The organism is Thermococcus litoralis DSM 5473 (assembly GCF_000246985.2).
Lineage (GTDB): Archaea > Methanobacteriota_B > Thermococci > Thermococcales > Thermococcaceae > Thermococcus_A > Thermococcus_A litoralis.
Genome location: NC_022084.1, coordinates 2073210 through 2094138, shown reverse-complemented (window position 1 = coordinate 2094138; position 20929 = coordinate 2073210). Strand labels below are relative to the sequence as shown.

At 43.6% G+C, this 20929-nt stretch carries 21 protein-coding genes and 1 tRNA gene; 16 read left to right on the top strand and 6 right to left on the bottom strand.

Translation table 11 applies throughout. The annotated features are described in order from the left end of the window. The first annotated feature begins 8 nt into the window (after positions 1-8). The 4 genes from OCC_RS11485 to OCC_RS11470 are packed head-to-tail and all read left to right on the top strand — an operon-like array spanning position 9 to position 3153. Positions 9-656, top strand: coding sequence for a hypothetical protein (locus tag OCC_RS11485; RefSeq protein ID WP_148290459.1), 648 nt, complete (start codon positions 9-11; stop codon positions 654-656). Continuing rightward, complete coding sequence (locus tag OCC_RS11480; protein WP_004066786.1) at positions 653-1552, top strand: 2-dehydropantoate 2-reductase; 900 nt, start codon at positions 653-655, stop codon at positions 1550-1552. The genes OCC_RS11485 and OCC_RS11480 overlap by 4 nt, the downstream gene beginning before the upstream one ends. A gap of 33 nt (positions 1553-1585) precedes the next feature. Further along, positions 1586-2233 (top strand): TIGR00153 family protein, encoded by a 648-nt coding sequence (locus OCC_RS11475; protein ID WP_004066787.1) that lies wholly within the window; start codon positions 1586-1588, stop codon positions 2231-2233. A 2-nt stretch (positions 2234-2235) separates the two neighbouring features. Then, a complete protein-coding gene (locus tag OCC_RS11470) occupies positions 2236-3153 on the top strand; it encodes a D-2-hydroxyacid dehydrogenase (protein ID WP_004066788.1) in 918 nt (305 codons plus the stop codon). A gap of 75 nt (positions 3154-3228) precedes the next feature. Here the strand turns inward: OCC_RS11470 and OCC_RS11465 are convergent, their stop codons facing one another. Further along, the gene (locus OCC_RS11465) at positions 3229-4230 is read right to left on the bottom strand and encodes a 2-hydroxyacid dehydrogenase (RefSeq protein WP_004066789.1); all 1002 of its coding nucleotides are present in this window, start codon (positions 4228-4230) and stop codon (positions 3229-3231) included. A gap of 107 nt (positions 4231-4337) precedes the next feature. On the opposite strand from OCC_RS11465, the gene proS reads away from it, so the two are divergent. Then, positions 4338-5801 carry a proline--tRNA ligase gene (gene proS / locus OCC_RS11460; protein WP_004066790.1) on the top strand — a complete coding sequence of 488 codons (1464 nt, stop codon included), beginning with the start codon at positions 4338-4340 and terminating at the stop codon, positions 5799-5801. On the opposite strand, the gene pcp is transcribed toward proS, so the two are convergent. Then, the gene (gene pcp / locus OCC_RS11455; RefSeq protein ID WP_004066791.1) at positions 5798-6400 is read right to left on the bottom strand and encodes a pyroglutamyl-peptidase I; all 603 of its coding nucleotides are present in this window, start codon (positions 6398-6400) and stop codon (positions 5798-5800) included. The two genes, proS and pcp, sit on opposite strands and share 4 nt — an antisense overlap. 62 nt (positions 6401-6462) lie before the next feature. Here pcp and OCC_RS11450 point away from each other — a divergent pair, with 62 nt between their 5' ends. Next, positions 6463-7581, top strand: coding sequence for a geranylgeranyl reductase family protein (locus OCC_RS11450; protein ID WP_004066792.1), 1119 nt, complete (start codon positions 6463-6465; stop codon positions 7579-7581). A gap of 1 nt (position 7582) precedes the next feature. Next, positions 7583-7939: an ASCH domain-containing protein gene (locus OCC_RS11445; RefSeq protein ID WP_004066793.1), complete on the top strand. Its 357-nt coding sequence runs from the start codon at positions 7583-7585 to the stop codon at positions 7937-7939. Here the strand turns inward: OCC_RS11445 and OCC_RS11440 are convergent. After that, complete coding sequence (locus tag OCC_RS11440) at positions 7931-9433, bottom strand: carboxypeptidase M32 (RefSeq protein ID WP_004066794.1); 1503 nt, start codon at positions 9431-9433, stop codon at positions 7931-7933. The genes OCC_RS11445 and OCC_RS11440 overlap by 9 nt on opposite strands. 130 nt (positions 9434-9563) lie before the next feature. On the opposite strand from OCC_RS11440, the gene OCC_RS11435 reads away from it, so the two are divergent. From OCC_RS11435 to hycI, 9 genes are all read left to right on the top strand, one after another. After that, a complete protein-coding gene (locus OCC_RS11435) occupies positions 9564-10847 on the top strand; it encodes a bifunctional L-myo-inositol-1-phosphate cytidylyltransferase/CDP-L-myo-inositol myo-inositolphosphotransferase (RefSeq protein ID WP_004066795.1) in 1284 nt (427 codons plus the stop codon). A 164-nt stretch (positions 10848-11011) separates the two neighbouring features. Beyond that, on the top strand, positions 11012-12829 hold the full coding sequence (locus OCC_RS11430; protein ID WP_004066796.1) for an aldehyde ferredoxin oxidoreductase family protein: 1818 nt from the start codon (positions 11012-11014) through the stop codon (positions 12827-12829). A gap of 34 nt (positions 12830-12863) precedes the next feature. Beyond that, on the top strand, positions 12864-13112 hold the full coding sequence (locus OCC_RS11425) for a ubiquitin-like small modifier protein 1 (RefSeq protein ID WP_004066797.1): 249 nt from the start codon (positions 12864-12866) through the stop codon (positions 13110-13112). Further along, positions 13113-14231: a tungsten cofactor oxidoreductase radical SAM maturase gene (locus OCC_RS11420; RefSeq protein WP_004066798.1), complete on the top strand. Its 1119-nt coding sequence runs from the start codon at positions 13113-13115 to the stop codon at positions 14229-14231. Between the two features lie 167 nt (positions 14232-14398). Next, a complete protein-coding gene (locus tag OCC_RS11415) occupies positions 14399-15946 on the top strand; it encodes an alanine/glycine:cation symporter family protein (RefSeq protein ID WP_004066799.1) in 1548 nt (515 codons plus the stop codon). A 48-nt stretch (positions 15947-15994) separates the two neighbouring features. Further along, on the top strand, positions 15995-17371 hold the full coding sequence (locus tag OCC_RS11410) for an acetyl ornithine aminotransferase family protein (protein WP_004066800.1): 1377 nt from the start codon (positions 15995-15997) through the stop codon (positions 17369-17371). A 78-nt stretch (positions 17372-17449) separates the two neighbouring features. After that, positions 17450-17866 carry a hydrogenase nickel incorporation protein HypA gene (gene hypA, locus OCC_RS11405; protein WP_004066801.1) on the top strand — a complete coding sequence of 139 codons (417 nt, stop codon included), beginning with the start codon at positions 17450-17452 and terminating at the stop codon, positions 17864-17866. After that, positions 17863-18588, top strand: coding sequence for an Mrp/NBP35 family ATP-binding protein (locus OCC_RS11400; RefSeq protein WP_004066802.1), 726 nt, complete (start codon positions 17863-17865; stop codon positions 18586-18588). Before hypA ends, OCC_RS11400 begins: the two co-directional genes overlap by 4 nt. Before the next feature lie 21 nt (positions 18589-18609). Beyond that, entirely contained in the window at positions 18610-19077 is a 468-nt protein-coding gene (gene hycI, locus OCC_RS11395; protein ID WP_004066803.1) for a hydrogenase maturation peptidase HycI, read from the top strand. Positions 19078-19261: 184 nt separating this feature from the next. Here the strand turns inward: hycI and OCC_RS11390 are convergent. The 3 genes from OCC_RS11390 to OCC_RS12655 all read right to left on the bottom strand — a co-directional run bounded on the left by OCC_RS11390 (position 19262) and on the right by OCC_RS12655 (position 20922). Then, positions 19262-19338: transfer RNA gene (locus OCC_RS11390), tRNA-Arg, on the bottom strand. Positions 19339-19409: 71 nt separating this feature from the next. After that, complete coding sequence (gene asnS, locus OCC_RS11385) at positions 19410-20702, bottom strand: asparagine--tRNA ligase (protein WP_004066804.1); 1293 nt, start codon at positions 20700-20702, stop codon at positions 19410-19412. Positions 20703-20766: 64 nt separating this feature from the next. Beyond that, entirely contained in the window at positions 20767-20922 is a 156-nt protein-coding gene (locus OCC_RS12655) for a hypothetical protein (protein ID WP_004066805.1), read from the bottom strand. Positions 20923-20929: the final 7 nt, after the last annotated feature.

Here is a 20929-nt window from a genome sequence, read left to right as displayed (position 1 = left end):
TGGTTACGGTGGAGATTGTGAAAAAGACCCTGCCAATAGGCATATATCTCCTATCCCTTGCAGTTTTTGTTTATAGCATAAAGACAGAGCTCCCGAGTAGGTTGAGTAATAAATCGGAATTGTTTTACCTTTCTCCCCTTCTCCTGGCACTTCTCTCGGTTGTCTACCTGAATAAAAACTCAAGATTTTTTGGAGGAGTTTCCCTATTCTCGGCGTTTATGGTTGACATATTCTACTGGGCAGATGTTAAGATTCCCTTATTCCTTGCTATAGGCCTTTTGCTCTCACTTGTTGCCATAATTTTTGCTCTCCCCAAAGCGAGCCAGCCGGTTAGCTTAGCTGAAAGAGTCATCAACATTGGCATCGGGCTTGTTTCTTTAGCTACTCTGCTAAGAGCTTTAAATATCACGTGGCCAGATGAGATAAAGCCTTACATATTTTCTTTAGCAATTGTTGGGAGTTTGTTGCTCTTTTTCAAAAACAGAAAGCTTTCAATCGGTGGAATTCCCCTCTTGGCAGTGTTCTACACGGCCCTTTCCTACACAATCTACACGTTTAACTACTCACTTCGGGGCTACTGGTGGGTATTCTTTGCAATTTCTCTTACATTGTCCGTTTACTCGTTATTTCCACTAAGGAAGGTGATGAAGGGATGAAAATTTATGTTCTCGGTGCAGGCTCCATAGGTTCCCTTTTTGGTGCACTTTTAACGAGAATTGGGGAAGATGTGACGCTGATAGGTCGGAAAGAACATGTAGAGGCTATAAACAATAATGGCCTCATGGTTGTTGGGGTTGAGGAGTTCACAGTGTATCCGAGGGCCGTTACCGAAACTCCTCCAGAGCCTCCGGACTTGATAATCTTAGCAACAAAATCCTATTCCTCTGCTTATGCCTTACAATGTGCCAAAGAAAGCATAGGAGAAAACACATGGATACTAAGCATTCAAAACGGGCTTGGAAACGAGGATGAAGCATTAAAATACACAAAAAATGTTCTAGGCGGGATAACTACCAATGGGGCAACCCTTGAGAGATGGGGAGTTGTTAGATGGACTGGAAAGGGAATAACAATAATCGGAAATTACCCTAAGGGAAAAGGAGAATTTGCAGAAAGGCTTGTTGCCCTTTTTAAGAAAGCCGGGCTAGAGGCAGAGATCAGTGAGAGCATAGCAGGATGGAAGTGGGCTAAGGCTATAGTTAACTCCGCAATAAACCCAATTGGAGCTATTATGGAAGTCAAAAACGGAGATATTCTGGAAAATGATTATCTCTTAACCTTGGCGATGGAAGTGGTGAAGGAAGGCTGTCAGGTCGCTACTCAATGGGGGATTGAGTTCGATATGCATCCAATGGAACTTCTCATTGAGACTCTTAAGAGAACAAGAGAAAACTATAACTCCATGCTTCAGGACATAAGAAGGGGCAAAATGACAGAAATAGATTTTATAAATGGTAAAATCATCGAATACAGTGAGGAAATAGGGCTAAAAACCCCCTTAAACTTTGCACTCTGGAGTTTGGTAAAGGCTAAGGAGTCACAAACTAAATAAAGAGTCCCATTGATAGTATACTGGGGATGAGATATGCCCATATTTGGAGGGAAGGAAAATAATGTTTTTGCAACAATTGACAGACATCTTGATGCGGTAAATTCCACCATAGTAAAGCTTAGAGAACTTGTGGAAGCTTACCTCAATGGAGAAGTTGAGAGGGCAGAGGCTCTAATGAAAGAAGTTGAAGAACTGGAGAGGGAGGCAGATACTTTAAGGAGAGAAATAGAGACAATGCTTTATCAAGGCGCATTTTTACCGGTTAACAGAGGGGACTACGCTAGATTATCTGAGCTAGTGGATAGTGTGGCAGATGCAGCGGAGAGTGCCGCCCATTCTCTGATCTTGGCAAAACCCAAAGTACCCTCAGATCTGAAGGATGAGATCCTAGAGCTTTTGGATTATTCCTTGAGGACATATCAGCTCCTTGAAAAGGCTGTTAAAGCACTCAACACAAACGTCGATGAGGCGATTGAGTATGCAAAAAAGACTGAAATAGCAGAAGAAGAGGCTGATAAAATTGAGTATTACCTTTTGAGAAAAGTTTTTGAAGGTGAAAAAATAACAACATTCGCAAAAATCATATGGGATAAGGTTATAACAAAGATCGGAGATATAGCCGATAGGGCGGAGGATGCCTCCGATCAGGTTTTGCTTATGGCACTAAAAAGGAGGGGTTGAAAATGAAAGTGTTAGTTGCCGCACCTTTGCATGAAAAGGCAATCGAGATTTTGAAAAACGCTGGGTTAGAGGTAGTCTATGAGGAATACCCTGATCAAGAAAAGCTCAAGGAACTCGTTAAAGATGTCAGTGCTATAATAGTGAGGAGCAAGCCCAAAGTGACGAAGGAGATTATAGATGCCGCATCGAGCCTCAAGGTTATAGCCAGAGCTGGCGTTGGTTTGGATAACATAGATGTCGAATACGCAAAGAGCAAAGGGATTGAGATCGTCAACGCTCCTGCCGCATCAAGTAGAAGCGTTGCCGAGTTGGCTATTGCATTAATCTTCAATGTAGCCAGAAAAGTAGCCTTCGCTGACAGAAAAATGAGAGAGGGGATATGGGCTAAGAAGCAGTGTATGGGCTTTGAGCTTGAAGGAAAGACTCTTGGTGTTGTAGGATTTGGAAGGATAGGCTATCAGGTAGCAAAAATAGCCAACGCCATCGGGATGAAACTCCTCCTCTACGATCCTTACCCGAATGAAGAGAGGGCAAAGGAAGTTGGTGGAAGGTTTGTAGAGCTTGAGGAGCTTTTGAGAAACAGCGATGTTGTTACAATCCATGTGCCTCTCCTTGAAAGTACTTACCACCTCATTAACGAAGAGAAGTTGAAGCTCATGAAGCCCACTGCAATCCTCATCAACACATCAAGGGGCCCCATTGTAGACACAAACGCTTTAGTGAAGGCACTTCAAGAGGGATGGATTGCTGGAGCTGGCTTGGATGTCTTTGAGGAAGAACCACTTCCCAAAGATCACCCCTTGACAAAGCTCGACAATGTGGTTCTAACTCCTCACATAGGAGCATCTACGGTTGAAGCCCAAGAAAGAGCTGGCATAGAAGTTGCTGAAAAAGTCGTTAAGATTCTGAAGGGCGAGTAGCCCTTTAGCTTCTTTTTGGCTTATTTTTTCTTCATGCTGAAGTGAGAACTTATAACTTAAAAGTTAAAAGAAATGTCAGAGGAGTTTAACCTCTTCTATTGGCCTTATTTTAAGAACTTCCTTGTTTACGAGGTTTTCTGGAATTTCGCCCTTAAAAATCGATAGCAGATTGTTTACTGCTTGGAACCCCATGTCCTCCATAGCCTCTTTCGCCAATCCTGCATGATGTGGAGTAAGCACGGTCTCCCATTCCATTTCAAAAAGCTCGCTCTCTTGAAGTGGCTCTTTTTCGTAAACGTCAGTGGCAAATCCCTTGAGTTTTCCTTCTTTTAGGGCTTTAATAAGGGCTTTTTCGTCAACTAAGCTTCCTCTTCCTATGTTTATTAGATACTTTCCTTCCATGAGCTTAAGTCTTTCCTCATTTATTAGGTGGTATGTCTCGGGAGTTGAAGGTAGTGCAAGGATAACTATGTCGCTCTGCTTTAAGACCTCCTCAAGTGGAAGCCACTTTGCACTTACTTCCTTTTCTATATCCTCTTTTCTGCTTCTGCTCCAGTAGTAAATCTCCGTTCCAAGGGCTTTCATTCTCCTCGCTATAGCTTTGCCTATTGGACCCATTCCGAGGATTCCAACCTTCTTGCCGTAGACCGTTTCCACTCTTTTGTACCATCCCCAAACCGTCCTGTGAGAGTCCCAAAGGCCCCTTCTCATGAACTTGTCTGAATAGGCAATTTTTCTCAGAAGAGCTATGGTCAAACCCACCGCAAACTCTGCAACGGCTTCACTTAAAACCCCGCTAACCTTTGTTACGTATATTCCCTTTTCAGTTGCTGCTTTAAGGTCTATATGGTCATAGCCAGCAGAGTGGGTACTTATGACCTTAAGCTTCTCTCCTTTCTCAATTATTTCTCTATCCACCCTATTCAAGGGTGAGACTATTAATCCGTCGTATTCGCCTATTATTTCTAATATCTTTTCCTTCTCTGGATAAACTAAGACATCAACGTCGCAATACTGCTTCAAGAGCTCTAAAGGTTCACTCTTCATGTTAAAAAGAACCAAGACTTTTGGCTTCATTTCTTTCACCACTAAAACTTTCATCGAAACATGTTAATAAAACTTTTTGAGAAATCTGCGAAAGATTAAAAAACATTAGGAGGTTTTAAAAAAGAGGTGGTGAATGCATGGAAACCAACATCGAGCAAAAAGTAAAAAGAGAAAGGTGGTCCAATGAGTTCAGCGAATGGTACAACGAAATGATAGAACTCGCTGGGATACAGGATAAAAGATACCCGGTAAAGGGAATGAACGTCTGGCTGCCATATGGATTAAGGATTATGAGGAACATTGAAAACTTCATCCATGATGAGATGAGAAGAACCGGGCACGATGAGGTGCTCTTTCCAGCTTTAATTCCGGAGACAGAGTTTGAGAAAGAGGCGGAACACATAGCGGGATTCCATGGAGAGGTTTTGTGGGTAACTCATGCTGGCGAGAGACCTCTAGATGTGAGACTTATCTTAAGACCAACTAGTGAGACCGCAATGTATCCTATGTTTAACCTATGGATTAGGTCTCATGCAGATCTGCCCTTCAAGGTTTATCAGATAGTTAACGTTTATAGGTATGAAACGAAGCACACAAGACCTTTGATCAGGGTAAGGGAAATAAGCAGATTCTTCGAATCCCACACCGCTCATGACAACTTTGAAGATGCCGAAAGGCAGATAAAAGAAGACCTTGAGATATTTGACAACCTTGCCAAAAAACTCGCTTTACCTTACATTGTCTCAAAAAGACCGGACTGGGATAAGTTCCCAGGAGCATTCTATTCCCTTGGTGCAGAAGTAATAATGCCCGATGGAAGGACTCTACAAATTGGAACAATGCACAACTACAAGCAGAATTTTGCAAAGGCATACGAGATAACCTATGAAAAAGAAGACGGAACCCACGACTATGTTCACCAGACTACATTTGGAATGAGCGAGAGATTGCTTGCTGCTGTCATGGCGGTGCATGGAGACGACAACGGCCTTGTGTTGCCTCCAACAATAGCTCCCATTCAAGTGGTGATAGTTCCGATCCCAATGAAGGACTCTCCATACGATGTTAATGCCTATGCCAAGGAAATTGCCGAAGAGCTCAAGAGGGCTGGCATTAGAGTTCATGTGGATGATAGAGAAGAGATAAGGCCTGGAAGGAAATTCTACGACTGGGAAATTAAGGGCGTCCCATTGAGAATTGAAGTGGGGCCGAGGGACGTCGAGAGCAAAAAGGCAGTGTTGGCAAGAAGAGACACCTTTGAAAAATTCACCGTCGAGAGGGAAAAAATCGTTGAAGAAGTTAGAAAGACCCTCGATGCAATAATGGAGAATCTCTATGCAAGGGCAAAAGAGTTCTTGGAGAGCCACATAAAGAGAGTTGACACAATAGAAGAAGCTAAACAGCTCTTTGAGGACAGAAGAGGGGTAGTGGAGCTTCCATGGTGTGGTGAAGAGAGCTGTGGTGTTGAGATGGAAGAAATCCTAGATGCAAGTATGCTCGGAATACCGTACCCAGAAGAGACTGCAAAGATTGAAGGAAAGAAGTGTGCCCATTGTGGAAAAGAAGCGAAGTACATAGCAAGGTTTGCAAGGACGTACTAACTCTTTATGCTTTCTTTTATTGCTATTTCTATTGCTTTCCTTATCATCTCGAGACTCATCGAAGGCTGTGGCTTTTCTAAAACCTGCTCAGGGATATATGGGACGTGTATAAAGCCCGCTTTCGCCTCTAATCCATTTATTGCTATGTAGTGCAGAGCTATGTACATGGCGGTGTTGCACACGTAGGTTCCGGCTGAGTTGGACACCATGGCGGGAATTTTATTTTCCCTTAGAGCATTTACAATTCTCTTTACAGGTACTGTAGCAAAATAAGCCGCTGGAGCATCTTCAAATATTGGTTCGTCTTCTGGCTTGTATCCTTCGTTGTCTTCCATCCTTGCATCCATAACGTTTATCGCGACCCTTTCAACGGTTATGTTGACCCTTCCACCAGCCTGGCCTGTGAGGACTACAACATCCGGCCTAACATCTTCTATAATCTTGGGCAGCTTTTCTTTAACTCCCTTAAAGCTCACCGGAAGCTGATGCTTTATTATCTCTGCATTTCCGATCTTCTCAGGAAGCTCCTTGACGGCTTCCCAAGAGGGGTTTATTTTCTCTCCCCCGAAAGGCTCAAAACCCGTAGCCAAGATTTTCATTTTAGTCACCAAAAAGCTAAAGTTTAATTAAGATTTAAAGGTTACACTTTTCGGTGAAGCTCATGAAGTATGACGTTGTGATAATAGGTGGAGGGGCAGTTGGGAATTATCTTGCAAATCTTCTTGCGGGGGAGTTTAAGGTTGCACTAATCGAAGCAAAGACCTCTTTTGGAGGTAAGGCATGCACTGGTATAATCGGGGCAGAAAATTTTGAAAAGCTCAACCTTCCAAGGGAAGCAATTCTTAACGAGTTCAGAGGCGCGGTGTTTTATTCCAGAATTCAGAGCTTTGAAATAAAAAGGAAAGCCCCACAGGCATATATGGTCGACAGGAAGATTCTCGAAAAGAGCCTTGCCGAAAGAGCGGTCAAAAAAGGTGCCGAATACTATATGGGAGCCAGATTCTTAGGGTTTAAAAATGGAAAAGCTCTTGTACAGAGGTTTAACGAGAGGTTCGAGATAGAGGGCGATTTCTACGTTGGAGCCGATGGAGTGTCAAGCAAAGTCGCCCAGGAAATTGGGGCAAGAGCAGAGGCGGAATTTTTGAGCGGTTACGAAGTTGAAGTAGTTGGAGACTTTAAAAAGAAGGATTTCGTTGAAGTGTGGGTGAACAAAGACATAAATGAGGAGTTCTTCATGTGGGTTGCTCCGGTAAACGAATCCCTAGCAAGAGTGGGCACTTTTGGAAACTATGGTAACCTTATGAGGTTTTTAAGGCTAAGGCTCCTCAAAGAAACACAATTTGTTGAGATAAAAGCCGGAAACGTCGGTTTTGGATTTAGAAAGCCATGGGTAAAGGGAAACGTTGCACTAGTGGGAGATGCCGCTTTGCAGATAAAGCCTCTAACGGCTGGAGGTATTGTATACGGGATGCTCTGTGCTCATGCACTCAGATACGCCATAAGAAGGAATAGTCTAGATATTTACGAAAAGCTCTGTGGAGATATAAAGAAGCAGATCGCCTTTGGGCTCAGAGTTAGGAAGCTTTTCAAAGCCCTCGACCAAGAAAAAATAGAGAAGCTCTTTGAGGTTCTTTCAAGCAGAGAAGCGATAGAAGTAATAGAGAATTACGCAGACTTTGACGACCACAAGAAAACAATAACTGCTCTTGTAAAGCATCCACGTTTGCTTGCAAGGGCTTTGAGAGTCACTCCAATGTTATTGAGATACCTGGTGATTTAAAATGGAGTGGGAAATGGGGCTTCAAGAGGAGTATCTGAAGCTGATAAAAGAGGGAAAAAAGAAGATTGAGGGAAGGCTGTACGATGAAAAACGAAGGCAGATAAAGCCGGGAGATGTAATAATTTTTGAGGGACGCTTAAAAGTAAGAGTAAAAGCCCTGAGGGTCTATCCATCGTTCAAGGAAATGCTTGAGAAAGAAGGACTTGATAGGGTTCTCCCAAACGTGAAGAGCATAGATGAAGGAGTTAAAGTTTACAGAAAATTCTACAGCGAAGAGGAAGAAAGGAAATATGGGGTTGTAGCGATTGAAGTGGAGCCAGTAGAGGAGATAGAAAAAAAGAAAGAGACTTCAGCCTAGATATTTCTCCTTTATGTATTCTATGAAGTATTCTGGATTTATGCCTTCTCCGAAGCTTCTCTCAAGCAACTCCTTTGGTGGATACATGCTTCCGTATTTGTGCACTTTTTCCCTTAACCATTCTCTTATCGGCGCAAATTCTCCGTTTGCGACCTTTTCGTAGAAGTCCGGGATGTCCTTAAGGATGTAGCTCCTAATCTGCGTTGCCAAGAGTGTTCCGAGGCTGTAGGTGGGGAAGTAGCCAACGGTTCCGTGGGCCCAGTGGATATCTTGGAGAATTCCCTCTTTGTAGTTCTTTGGTCTTATACCGAGAAGCCTTTCTATCTCGTCGTTCCAGAGCTCGGGTAAATCCTTAGCCTTGACCTCTTCGTTTACCATGAGCTTCTCAAGTTTATATCTCAGAAGGATGTGCAGGTTATAGGTAACTTCATCTGCTTCCACCCTTATGAAGTCTGGCCTAACTATGTTGAAGTAGTTATAGATGTCATCTTCAGTGTATTTTGATATGAATGGAAGATTTTCCTTGAGAATTGGATAAATTAACCCTGCAAATTCCCTGCTTCTTCCAATGATGTTCTCCCAAAATCTGCTCTGGCTTTCGTGAATTCCAAGGGACACTCCTCCGGCTATTGGAGAGAACATGAACCTCTCATCCACCTGGAGCTCGTAGAGCGCATGACCGAATTCGTGAACCACAGCTAAAAGGGTTCTCCTGAAATCAAAGCCCTCGTATCTGGTTGTTATCCTTACGTCGTGGATTCCAAACTCCGTCGTGAACGGATGAGGTGACACATCCAAGCGACCTCTTGTTCCTAAAGGATATCCCAAGAGCTCAAGAACTTTCAAGTTGACTTTTTTCATACTCTCAACGTCGTATTCCTCCCTCTCTAGGGGGTGCTCTCTAGGAACCTTACCCTCTTCAAGTATTCTGTCCAGAATTGGCTTCAGTTCTTTTTCTAGTTTTTCAAATATCGGTTCCAAGTCCCTCGTCCTCAATCCTTCCTCATAGAGGTCAAGGAGGGCATCGTATGGATACTCCTCATAGCCGAGGTAATCTGCTGCTTTCTTCGCAAGCTCTATTATTTTATCAAGCCATGGCTCAAACTTCTTGAAGTCGTCCTTTTCCTTCGCTTCAGCCCATGCCATGGTTGCTTTGCTTCTAACTTCGCTTAGCTCCCTAACGAACTCCGGTGGAAATGCCTTTGCTATTCTTATCTCCCTCTGCAGTACTCTGACAACTCCTCTCTCATAATCGTTTAACTCTTCTCCAGCTGCTTTCTCTACAAGCTCAACAAACTTTGGCTCCAGCATAAAACTATGGGCCAAAACTGAAAGCTCCCCCTGTGCAGTGCTCCTCTCGGTTATTCCCATTTTGGGCATGTTTACTTCCATATCCCACCCAAGGACGCTCTGAGCGTGTCCAATTGCCCATATCTTCCTATAGTGGGCTAAAATCTGTTTTATGGTCTCGTTTTGAAATATCTCCTCAGCCATCTTTGTTCACCTATGTGTATCTAAGTCCACTACATTTTTAACTCTTTCGATATGCATCTTAACGCAAAAAACTCGCTTGAAAACACTAAAACTTTTTAGAAAACCAAGAAAAAGATATTGAGGATGCAAGATGAAAGCGGTAATTCTGGCGGCTGGGCTTGGAACTCGAATGGGAAAACTCAGCAAGGAAACTCCCAAGGGCCTAATAAAAGTTGCTGGAAGGGAGATACTTTACAGAACGATGAAAATTCTTGAAATGGAAGGAATTGATGAGTTTGTGATTATTACCAACCCGTTATACAAGGAAAAATTTGGGGAATTTTTAAGGAAAAATAACTTTAGATATCAGCTCGTGATTAATGAGTTCCCAGAAAGGGGGAACGGATACAGCTTATATCTCGCCCGTCCATACGTTTCGGAAAGGTTTGTCGTAGTGATGAGCGACCACGTTTATGAAGAGACCTTTATCAGGGAAGCTCTGAAAGGTAAGGGGCTTGTAGTTGATAGGGAAGGGAAATTCACAAATACTGAAGAAGCTACAAAGGTGAAAATAGAAGATGGAAGGGTAGCAGATATTGGAAAAGCCCTTGAAGAGTACGACGCCTTGGATACGGGATTTTTTGTTCTAGAGCCGGATATCTTTGAGATAATAGAAAAGCTGATCAGAGAAAAAGAGAAGCTTGAATTAGCTGAAATCGTCAAAGAGGCTGGCTTGGAAGTATTTGAAGTAAGTGGGCTTTTCTGGATGGACATTGATACACCAGAAGATATCAAAAAAGCCAAGAAGTTCTTGATAAGGAATGCCATAAAAGGCAGTGGGGACGGAGTTATATCGAGGTATTTGAACAGAAGGATATCCACAAAGATCAGTGAAGTTCTCGTGGATTATGTTGAACCAATCCATATGACGCTATTTTCCTTTGTGGTTGGTATAATCGCGGCTGTTGTGGCTTTTATTAGCCCTCCTATTGGTGGACTGCTGTACCAGTTAAACTCAATTCTCGATGGAGTCGATGGGGAGATAGCAAGGGCTGCAATGAAAACAAGTAAGTTCGGCGGATATTTTGATTCTATCTTGGATAGATACGTCGACTTTTTCGTGTTGCTGGCACTTGCCCTTCACTTACGCCCAAACATATGGGAGTGGGTTGTAGTTTCCCTAGCCATCTTTGGGTCTGCCATGGTAAGCTACTCAACAGAGCGTTACAAAGGAGAGTATTTTGTTGACATATATAAAGCAATTTCCCAAATGAAATACCTTTTCGGTAAAAGGGATGAAAGGATATTTTTAACAATGATTCTTTGTTTGATTGGGAGGATAGAGCTGATTTTCATAACACTAGCATTGATAACCCACATCCGGGTGTTCGTTACGGTTTGTTTGGTGCAAAAAAAGGAAAAACTTCCAAAGTAGTTTATGGACATCTGCGTACATTAATGAATTTGTATTCAACATAGTGTTCCAATGTGAACATTGCTGTTTAACCTCTTTCTTTTCTGCAAACTATTTTATTTTCGTCAAATTTTATAATTTGAAATGCATAATTATATGTTGATATTTGTTTGAGGTGTTGCTTTATGTTTGGATATATGGGAAAGATATTGAGAGTTAACCTAACGACGGGAGAAATAAAAGTGGAAGAACTGAAGGAAGAAGACGCAAAGGAGTTCATTGGTGGTAGAGGTCTCGCAACAAAGCTTCTTTTGGAGGAAATAGATCCAAAAGTTGATCCACTTAGCCCGGAGAATAAGTTAATCTTTGCCACGGGCCCCTTGACCGGAACAACCGCCCCAACCGGCGGTAGGTACATGGTAGTTACAAAGTCTCCATTAACAGGCTTCATAGCCTCAAGTAATTCCGGTGGCTTCTTTGGGCCAGAGCTCAAGTTTGCAGGTTATGATGCCTTGATTGTTGAGGGAAAGGCAGACCATCCAGTTTACATTAGCATAAAGGATGAAGATGTGGAGATCAAAGATGCCTCCCACCTTTGGGGTAAGAGAGTTGGAGAAACTACTGACAAGCTTCTTGAAGAGTTTGGAGACAAAAAGGCTAGGGTTGCTTGTATAGGGCCTGCGGGAGAGAACCTTGTAAGGTTTGCAAACATAATGAACGATAAACACAGGGCAGCTGGAAGAAGCGGTGTTGGAGCAGTAATGGGAAGCAAGAACTTAAAGGCTGTTGTCGTTAGGGGAACAAAGCAAGTAGAGCTTGCTGACAAAGAAAAGTTCATGAGCGTCGTTAAGGAGAAGATAAAGAAGATAAAGGAGAATCCAATTACGGGCGGAGGACTTCCACAGTATGGAACTGCAGTTCTAGTAAACATAATCAACGAGAATGGTCTTTATCCAACGTACAACTTCCAGACAGGAGTCTTTAAGTACGCCAATGAGCAGAGCGGTGAAGCTTTGGCCGCGAAGTATTTAGTGAGGAACCACCCATGCTTTGCATGTCCAATTGGATGTGGAAGAGTCTCATATCACCCAGCTGTAGGAATTACCGAAGGTCCCGAATACGAGAGCATATGGGCTCTTGGTGCAACCTGTGGCATAAACGACTTGGCGAGCATAGTGATAGCAAACCACCTCTGTGACGAATTTGGTCTTGATACGATTTCAACAGGTGGAACTCTAGCGGCAGCTATGGAGCTTTATGAGAAGGGAATCATAAAGCAGGAAGAGCTTGGAGATGCACCACCATTGAGGTTTGGAAACAGTGAAGTGCTCCATTACTACATTGAGAAAATTGCAAAGAGAGAGGGCTTTGGGGACAAACTAGCTGAAGGAAGCTACCGCTTGGCTGAGAGCTACGGGCATCCAGAGTACTCAATGAGCGTTAAGAAGCAGGAGCTCCCAGCATACGATCCCAGAGGAGCAGAAGGACACGGTGTTACTTATGCCACCTCCAACAGAGGCGGATGTCACGTTAGAGGTTACATGATCAGTCCAGAAATCTTAGGTGTTCCAGTAAAGCTTGATCCTCATGACGTAAGCGAAGAGAAAGCCAAGTGGGTTAAGATATTCCAAGATTTGACTGCAGTAATCGATTCTGCTGGACTGTGCCTCTTCACAAGCTTTGCACTTGGAGCGGATGACTACGCCGAGATGCTAAATGCCGCAACGGGCTTTGATTACACAACTAACGAGTGGCTCAAGGCGGGAGAGAGAGTATGGAACATTGAGAGGATCTTTAACCTTAAAGCCGGCTTAGTCCCAGAAAAAGACGATACTCTACCCAAGAGATTCTTAGAAGAGCCGATGCCTGAAGGGCCCAACAAAGGACACGTGGTAAAACTCCACGAGATCCTTCCAAAATACTACAAGCTCAGAGGCTGGGACGAGAAAGGATATCCGACTGAGGAGAAGCTTAAGGAGCTTGGTTTGGATAAGTATTATTAACTTTTCTTCATTATTTATTTTTTGGGTGAGGAAAATGGTTAAGGTAAGGGTTTTTGCTACACTCAGGGGCATTGTTGGAAAGAGCGAGCTCGAAGTTCAGGCTGAGACAGTGGGAGAGCTTCTGGAAAAGCTCTATAACGAATATTCCAAAATGAAAAAAGAGCTCGAAAAGGGAGCCGTTATCTTGGTTAACGGAAAAAACATCGAGCACCTTGAGAAGCTTAACACCAAGCTCAAGGACGAAGACGTGGTAAGTATATTCCCTCCAGTGGGAGGCGGTTGAATGCATGAGTTTCATTGGGATAACGCTAAGATTCTGCTTCCTAAAGCTCCAGATATGAGATACCTCTACATTGAAATAACAAACCGATGTAATTTGAGATGTGAGATGTGTTTTAAGCAGTACTGGGAAGATGAAGAGGGCGATATGGACTATAACCTTTTCTTGAAAATTCTAGATGATGCCAAAGAGTTTCCTAACTTAAAGATGATTTACTTTGGTGGCATTGGTGAACCCCTTGTGCATCCCCGTTTTATGGACATGGTAAAAGAGGTAAAAAAGAGGGGATATGCTGTAGGTATTTCAACGAACGGTTTTCTTCTCACGGATAAACTTATTGAAGAGCTTGTAAAGCTCAGAGTTGATTTAATGTATATTTCTCTGGATGCAATCCCAACACAGCCAACGAGATTAGGCCATATAATGCCCAGCGTTACAGTTGAACGGCTCAAAAAGTTTGCCGAGGTAAAGAAGAGGGAAAATACGGAGATTCCGCATGTTGGAGTTGAAGTAGTCTTGACAAAAGAGAACTACACACAAATGGCAGAGCTTGTGAAGTATCTCTCTAGGTTTAACATAGATGCCCTGCTTTTCTCAAACCTAATGCCGATTACAGCAGAGCATGCCGAGATGATAATCTACGACGGGAGTGTCGATATAAGCAATGCACTTTCCAAACTTTATCCCCAGATATATCGTGGATTTCCAGTTAAAGTAGCGGAATTTAAACTTAGAAGTGAAAGACACTGTGACTTTGTTGAAAATAACGTCGCTGTGGTTAGGTGGGATGGAGAAGTTGCACCGTGTTATCGCTTTCTTCATACATACCCGGAATACATTTTCGGAAGGGAAAAAAGGGTGGAAGCTTATTCCTTTGGCAATGTGAGAGAGAAATCTCTGAAAGAAATATGGACGAGCAGAGAATATACGTGGTTCAGGTTTAGTGTTAGAAATTCCCTCTATCCCTCCTGCACAGATTGTCCTGTTGTTGACGCGTGTGATTATGCCAAGGGCTCAAAAATGGACTGCTGGGGAAACGTACCAAGCTGCGGAGATTGTCTGTGGGCGAGGAGAATAGTTCTCTGCCCTATTCCAAGAGAAGAACACGGAAAGTTCTGGTAGTGTTTCATTTAGCCTCATAAAATCTTGAAAATATGTTCATTGGTAATGTCCTCTTTCTTGATTTTATTTCATTGAGGTTCATAAATGTGCTAGAAAGTTTTAAATAATTCTTTAGCGTTAATCTTAATGCCATAGTGCACTATGCAGTACTCTTTGGAGGTGCTAAGATGAGTGCCATAATGGACTTTATAAACTGGCTGGATGGCATGGTTTGGGGCCCCCCAATAATGATTTTACTGGTAGGTACAGGGTTGTTGCTAACAATATACCTTGGGGGCATACAGTTCCGCAGACTTGGGTGGTCTATAAGGTTCACCCTCTTCGAGGGAAGAAAAAAGCAAGGTGAAGGTGATATTACACCATTCCAAGCTTTAATGGCAACCATTGCTGGAACAGTTGGTATAGGAAACATAGCGGGTGTAGCAACTGCAATAGCTGCCGGAGGACCGGGTGCACTGTTCTGGATGTGGGTCACAGCTCTCGTTGGAATGGCAACTAGGTACTCGGAGGGACTTTTGGGAGTTGCCTTTAGAAGCAAGTTGCCAGATGGAACAATGATCGGTGGAACCTTCAACTTCTTAGAGAGAGGACTGGCAGAAGAGGAAATCTCACCAACTTTCAGGACAATAGCTGGGCTGTTCATAATCCTCTTCGCAATATTCATCGGGTATGAAGCTACAAAGCTAAGCGGAGGATTAATGGCACTAGCTATCATAATAGCAATTCTCTTCCTCATACTGGCGCTGTATCTATTAACAGGGCGCTCACTTCCAACCCTTGGCAAAACCTTGGCAATACTCTTCGCGTTATTTGCGGCAATTTCAGCATTTGGAATTGGAAACATGACACAGGCAAACTCCCTAGCATTGGGAATGAAGCAGGCATTCAACGTTCCAACATGGATAACAGGTATCTTCTTCGCGTTCATAACCTTCATAGTTATCGTTGGTGGAATTAAGAGAATCGGAGAAGTTGCAGAGGCTCTAGTTCCCTTTATGGCAATAATCTACTTCATCTTTGCAATTGGTGTCTGGATTAAGTACGCTGGTCAGCTGCCATCTGCAATAGCCCTCGTATTCAAAGACGCATTCACTGGACAGGCAGTTGCCGGTGGTGCAGTAGGTACCGTTATAAGATGGGGAGTAGCTAGAGGTCTATTCTCCAACGAAGCTGGTCTAGGAACTGCTACACTCGCTCACGCTGCAGCAAGAACGGATCATCCATCAAGACAGGCTCACGTGGCAATGCTTGGACCATTCATTGACACGCTCATTATCTGTTCATTAACGGGTATCTCAATTGTGGCAACGGGGGCATGGGAAACTGGAAAGACAAGCACTCCTCTAACCCAAGAAGCTTTCGCAAGGGCATTTGGACACATAGGTGAAGCCATGGTGGTTATAGGTGTTATCCTCTTCGCGTACTCTACGGTGCTTGCATGGTCCTTCTATGGCAGGCAGAACATTATGTACCTTGCAAAGTGGATTGAAGGCGACCCAGAAAAGTTCGCGAAGCTCTATCCAAAACTTCACTTGATCTACAACCTCCTCTTCGTAGTGTTCCTCTACATAGGTGCCACAACGGCCCTTGAAAACGTATGGACATTCTCAGACATGATGAACGGACTTATGGCAATACCAAACCTTGTTGGACTCATACTTCTAGCAACGGTCATCAAGAGGTACACCGACGAGTTTGTCTCTGCAAACCCGTGATTTCCCATTTTTCTTTTCGGCTTTTTATCGTTTTGTGAGGTGATCTAGATGGAATATCCAAAACTAGTTGTTACTCCTCCAGGACCAAAAGCCAAGGAACTCGTAGAGAGGGAAAAAAGAATTATTTCACAAGGCTTAGGTGTTAAACTTTTCCCCGTTGTTCCCGAGAGAGGTTACGGAGCCCTAATTGAGGACGTGGATGGCAATGTTTTTATAGACTTTCTTGCCGGAGCCGCTGCAGCCTCAACTGGTTATGCTCATCCTAAGCTAGTTAAAGAAGTTCAGGAGCAGGTGGCAAAGATACAGCACTCGATGATCGGCTACACATACAGCAAAAGAGCGATAGAAGTTGCGGAGATTTTAGCCGAGAAAGCCCCAATAGGAAATCCAAAAATTCTCTTTGGGCTAAGTGGGAGTGATTCCATCGATCTGCTTATGAAAGTTGCCCGTTTTGCCACAAGAAAACCTTGGATAGTTGCCTTCATTGGGGCTTACCACGGCCAAACCTATGGAGCAACCTCTGTCGCTGCCTTTCAAAGCTCGCAGAAGAGAGGATTCTCACCACTAGTCCCAAATGTAGTCTGGATTCCATATCCCAATCCTTACAGAAACCCGTGGAGGATAGACGGCTATGAAGAGCCTAACGAGCTGATAAACGCCTTTTTGGACTATCTAGAGAACTATGTTTTTGCCCATGTATTGCCTCCGGATGAGGTAAGCGTTCTTTTAGCTGAGCCTATTCAAGGAGACGCTGGAATCGTTGTTCCACCAGAGAACTTCTTCAAAGAGCTCAAAAAAGTGCTAGACGAATATGGGATTCTCTTGGCAATGGATGAAGTGCAGACAGGAATTGGGAGAACTGGAAAGTGGTTTGCAAGCGAGTGGTTTGGTGTTGAACCCGATTTCATATCCTTTGGAAAGGGTGTAGCAAGTGGAATGGGTCTTAGTGGAGTAATTGGAAAAGCCGAGCTCATGGATATGACAAGCGGTTCTGCTCTGCTCACACCTGCCGCCAATCCCGTTATTTCAGCGGCAGCATACGCGACGCTCAAGATAATAGAGGAGGAAAGCCTCCTAGAGAACGCACTGAAGGTTGGGGACTTCATAAAGAAGCGCTTGCTTGAAATGAAGGAGAGATATGATGTCATTGGAGACGTTAGGGGCAAAGGGCTGATGGTAGGTGCAGAAATAGTAAAGCCCAACACCAAGATTCCAGACCCAGAGTTAACCGGAAAAATCTGTTGGAGGGCATTTGAGCTTGGCTTAATTTTACCGAGCTACGGTATGTTCGGAAACGTCATAAGAATAACGCCACCGCTTGTGATAACAAAAGAAATTGCAGAAAAAGGCTTGGAGATTATGGAACAGGCATTAAAGGATGCCCTTGCTGGAAAGGTGAAGCACAAAACCGTTACGTGGCACTAGTTCTTTTCTTTTTAACACCTTTTGTTTGAAACGCCACCATTTATAAACTTCCTCGCTTAGAGTTTTCTGGTGAAGATCATGCACGAATGGGCGCTCGCTGATGGTATAGTTAGGACTGCAATTGAATTTGCAAGGCAGCATGGGAAAGACAAAGTTCTGGGCATGAGGATCGTCCTTGGAGAACTGCAGGACGTTAATCAAGAGATACTTGAGTTTGCCATCAACGAAATAAAGAAGGGGACTATTGCAGAGGAGGCGGAGATTGAGTTTGTTATTGAGGAGGCGGAATTTAAGTGCAGAAACTGTGGAAACGAATGGAAGCTCAAAGATGTCAAAGAAGGTTTTGACGAGAGGATAAAGGAGGATATCCATTTTATTCCCGAGGTTGTTCATGCTTTCCTTGCCTGTCCAAAATGCGGTAGCAGGGACTTTGAGGTTACAAAGGGGAGAGGAGTTTATCTTGCGGCAATAAAGGTCGAAGGTGATGAGGAGTGATTGACCCAAGGATAAAGGCAGTTGAGGCCAGGCTCGAAAAAGTCAAGAGGATTATTCCCGTAGTGAGCGGCAAGGGAGGGGTAGGGAAATCAATGGTTTCCACTACTTTGGCCTTAGTTCTGGCAAAGAAAGGTTATAAAGTTGGCCTTCTCGATCTGGACTTCCATGGGGCAAGTGACCACGTCATACTGGGCTTTGAGCCCAAGGAGTTTCCCGAAGAGGACAAAGGTGTTGTTCCTCCAGAAGTGCACGGAATTAAGTTTATGAGCATAGTGTATTACTCCGAAGATAAGCCAACCCCCCTGAGGGGAATGGAAATAAGCGACGCCCTGATAGAGCTTTTGGCAATAACAAGATGGGATGAGCTTGATTTCCTCATAATTGACATGCCCCCGGGAATGGGAGATCAATTTTTGGACGTTTTGAGATTTCTCAAAAGAGGCGAGTTTCTGGTTGTGGCTACACCTTCAAAGCTTGCTATCAACGTTGTTAAAAAGCTCCTTGAACTGTTGAAAGAGCAAAACCTCAAAATAATTGGCATAGTGGAAAACATGAAGCTCGATGAAGAGAAGGACATTGAGAACCTCGCCAAAGAATTTGGCGTGCCTTATCTTGTCGGCATTCCTCTCTACAAAGACCTTGATGGAAAGATAGGCAACGTGGAAGAGCTTTTGAGCAGTGAATTTGCCAAAAAGGTTGAAAAAATTGCAGAGTCTCTTTAATTTCAATTTTTGGTGATAATTATGGAGGAATTTTTTAAAGGGGCAAAAAAGGTTGTTGTATGTGGAATCGGAAACGACGTTAGAGGAGACGATGCTTTTGGTGTCTACGTTGTGGAAATGCTAAAGGAAAGAGTTTCAAACCCTAAGGTGGTGTTTTTAAACTGCGGAGAAATGCCTGAAAGCTATGCCGGGAAGATAATAAGGGAAAACCCCACTCACGTGGTTTTTGTAGATGCGGTGCACTTCGAAGGAAAGCCAGGCGAAATAGTTTTGGCGAACCCTGAAGGAACTCTAGGAGAGGCTTTTTCAACTCACAAAATGCCCTTAAAGCTTCTGGTCAGCTACCTAAAAGAACACATAAACGCAAAGTTCATTCTCATCGGTGCCCAGCCAAAGCAGACGGGACTTTTTGTTGAGATGAGTGAGGAGCTTAAGGAAAGTGCAGAAAAGCTGGTTAGCATTTTAGAGAGAATTTTGGCAGAAATTTAAGACCTTGGTAAGCAAGAACTTTTAGTTTTTATTCCCTTCTTAAGGATTATTCAAAAAAGGGGCTCAGTTACGGGTCCAGCTCATCATATTCAGCCGGGGAGACCTTATGGTCATCATTGCCATAAACTCTTAGGGTTGGAGCTTAAGGAAGAATTATGGTGTAGAGATGTTTCTGAAGAATTTATGGCGGGCCCGCCGGGATTCGAACCCGGGACCTCCGGCTTAGAAGGCCGGCGCCCTATCCTGCTAGGCTACGGGCCCTCGGAGTTTATTGGGCTTGATTGCATTTATAAATCTTACGGTTTTTGGGAATTTAAAAGGAAAGAGGGCTTTTATGGATAAATTCTTGAGGGTGTTCTCGGGAAGAGCGTTGCCCATCTGATGTGGTCGAGCTTTAGCACCCATGTAACGAGCCTCTCCAACCCAAGCCCAAAACCGCTGTGCGGAACACTTCCATACTTCCTAAGGTCGAGGTACCACTCGTAGTTCTTGGGATCCATTCCCTCCTCAATTATTCTTTGCACAAGCTTGTTGTAGTCATCTTCCCTCTGGCTTCCACCAATGATCTCACCGTATCCTTCGGGAGCAAGCATATCAGCAGCCAAAACCTTTCTTGGATCTTCGGGATCTTCCTTCATGTAGAATGCTTTAATGTGTTTGGGATAGCCGTAAACAAAGAAAGGCCTGTCGAATTCTTCGGTTAAAACTCTCTCCTCATCTGCTCCCATGTCCTCGCCCCATTCTATCTTAACCCCCTTGCTCTGGAGGATATCTATAGCCTCGTCATAGCTTATCCTTGGGAACGGGGGCTCTGTGTTTTTAAGGGTTGTGAGATCCTTCCTAAACCCTTCAATCTCCTTTTTTCTGAGTTCGAGAGTGCGCTGTACCATATAACTAACTAGTTCTTCCTCAACCCTCATTATGTCCCACAAATCCATCCATGCTGCCTCAAGCTCAAGATGCCAGTATTCGGTGAGATGCCTCCTTGTTCTGCTCTTTTCAGCCCTAAAGCTTGGAGTTAAGCTCCACACCTTCTCAAGTCCGAATATTGCTGCCTCGAGGTAAAGCTGAGCTGACTGGCTGAGGTAGGCTTCTCTATCAAAGTACTTCAGCTTGAAGAGAGTTGAACCACCCTCAACTGCGCCGGTGACCAGAATTGGGGGGAACACCTCATACCATCCATCTTGAAGGAGCCACTCCCTTGCCGCCTGCATTAATGTACCTTTAACTTTCATGATATCGGCTACCTTAGGTGAGTGAAGGTGAAGATGTCTCACATCTAAAAGAAACTCATCGCTTGCATCTTTCGTTATCGGGAAGAACTCAACGTTTTGAATGATCTCTATCTTATCCGCCTGAATCTCCACTCCAGTTGGAGCCCTTGGATCAACCTTAACAACTCCCTCGATTATGACGCTTGACTCTATTCCAACCTGCTTTGCTTTAGTATAAGCCTCTTCGCTAAGCTCTTTTGTGAAGACTGTTTGCATTATGCCGCTTGAATCCCTAAGTACTATAAAAACCTTCTTACCTACCTCTCTCTTTCTATAGACCCATCCAGCAAGCCTTACCCTTTCTCCTTCCATTTTGGGCTTTACATCTGCACAATAAACCTTCTCGATCATCATAAAACACCCCCAATCTTGCTTGAGTTTTTAACCTTGGCTTTATTAATCTATCCCAGAAGAGTCAATTATTCCAGAGAGATTTTGCAAGGAACCTTTTGCCTTTAACCTCAAATACCACAGACATGGTTATCACATCCCTAGAATGCAGATGAATATTTAAAACCTTCGCCTCTTTCTTTGCCATTTTGCCATAGGGTTTAAATAACTCAAGCATCATAAAGTTA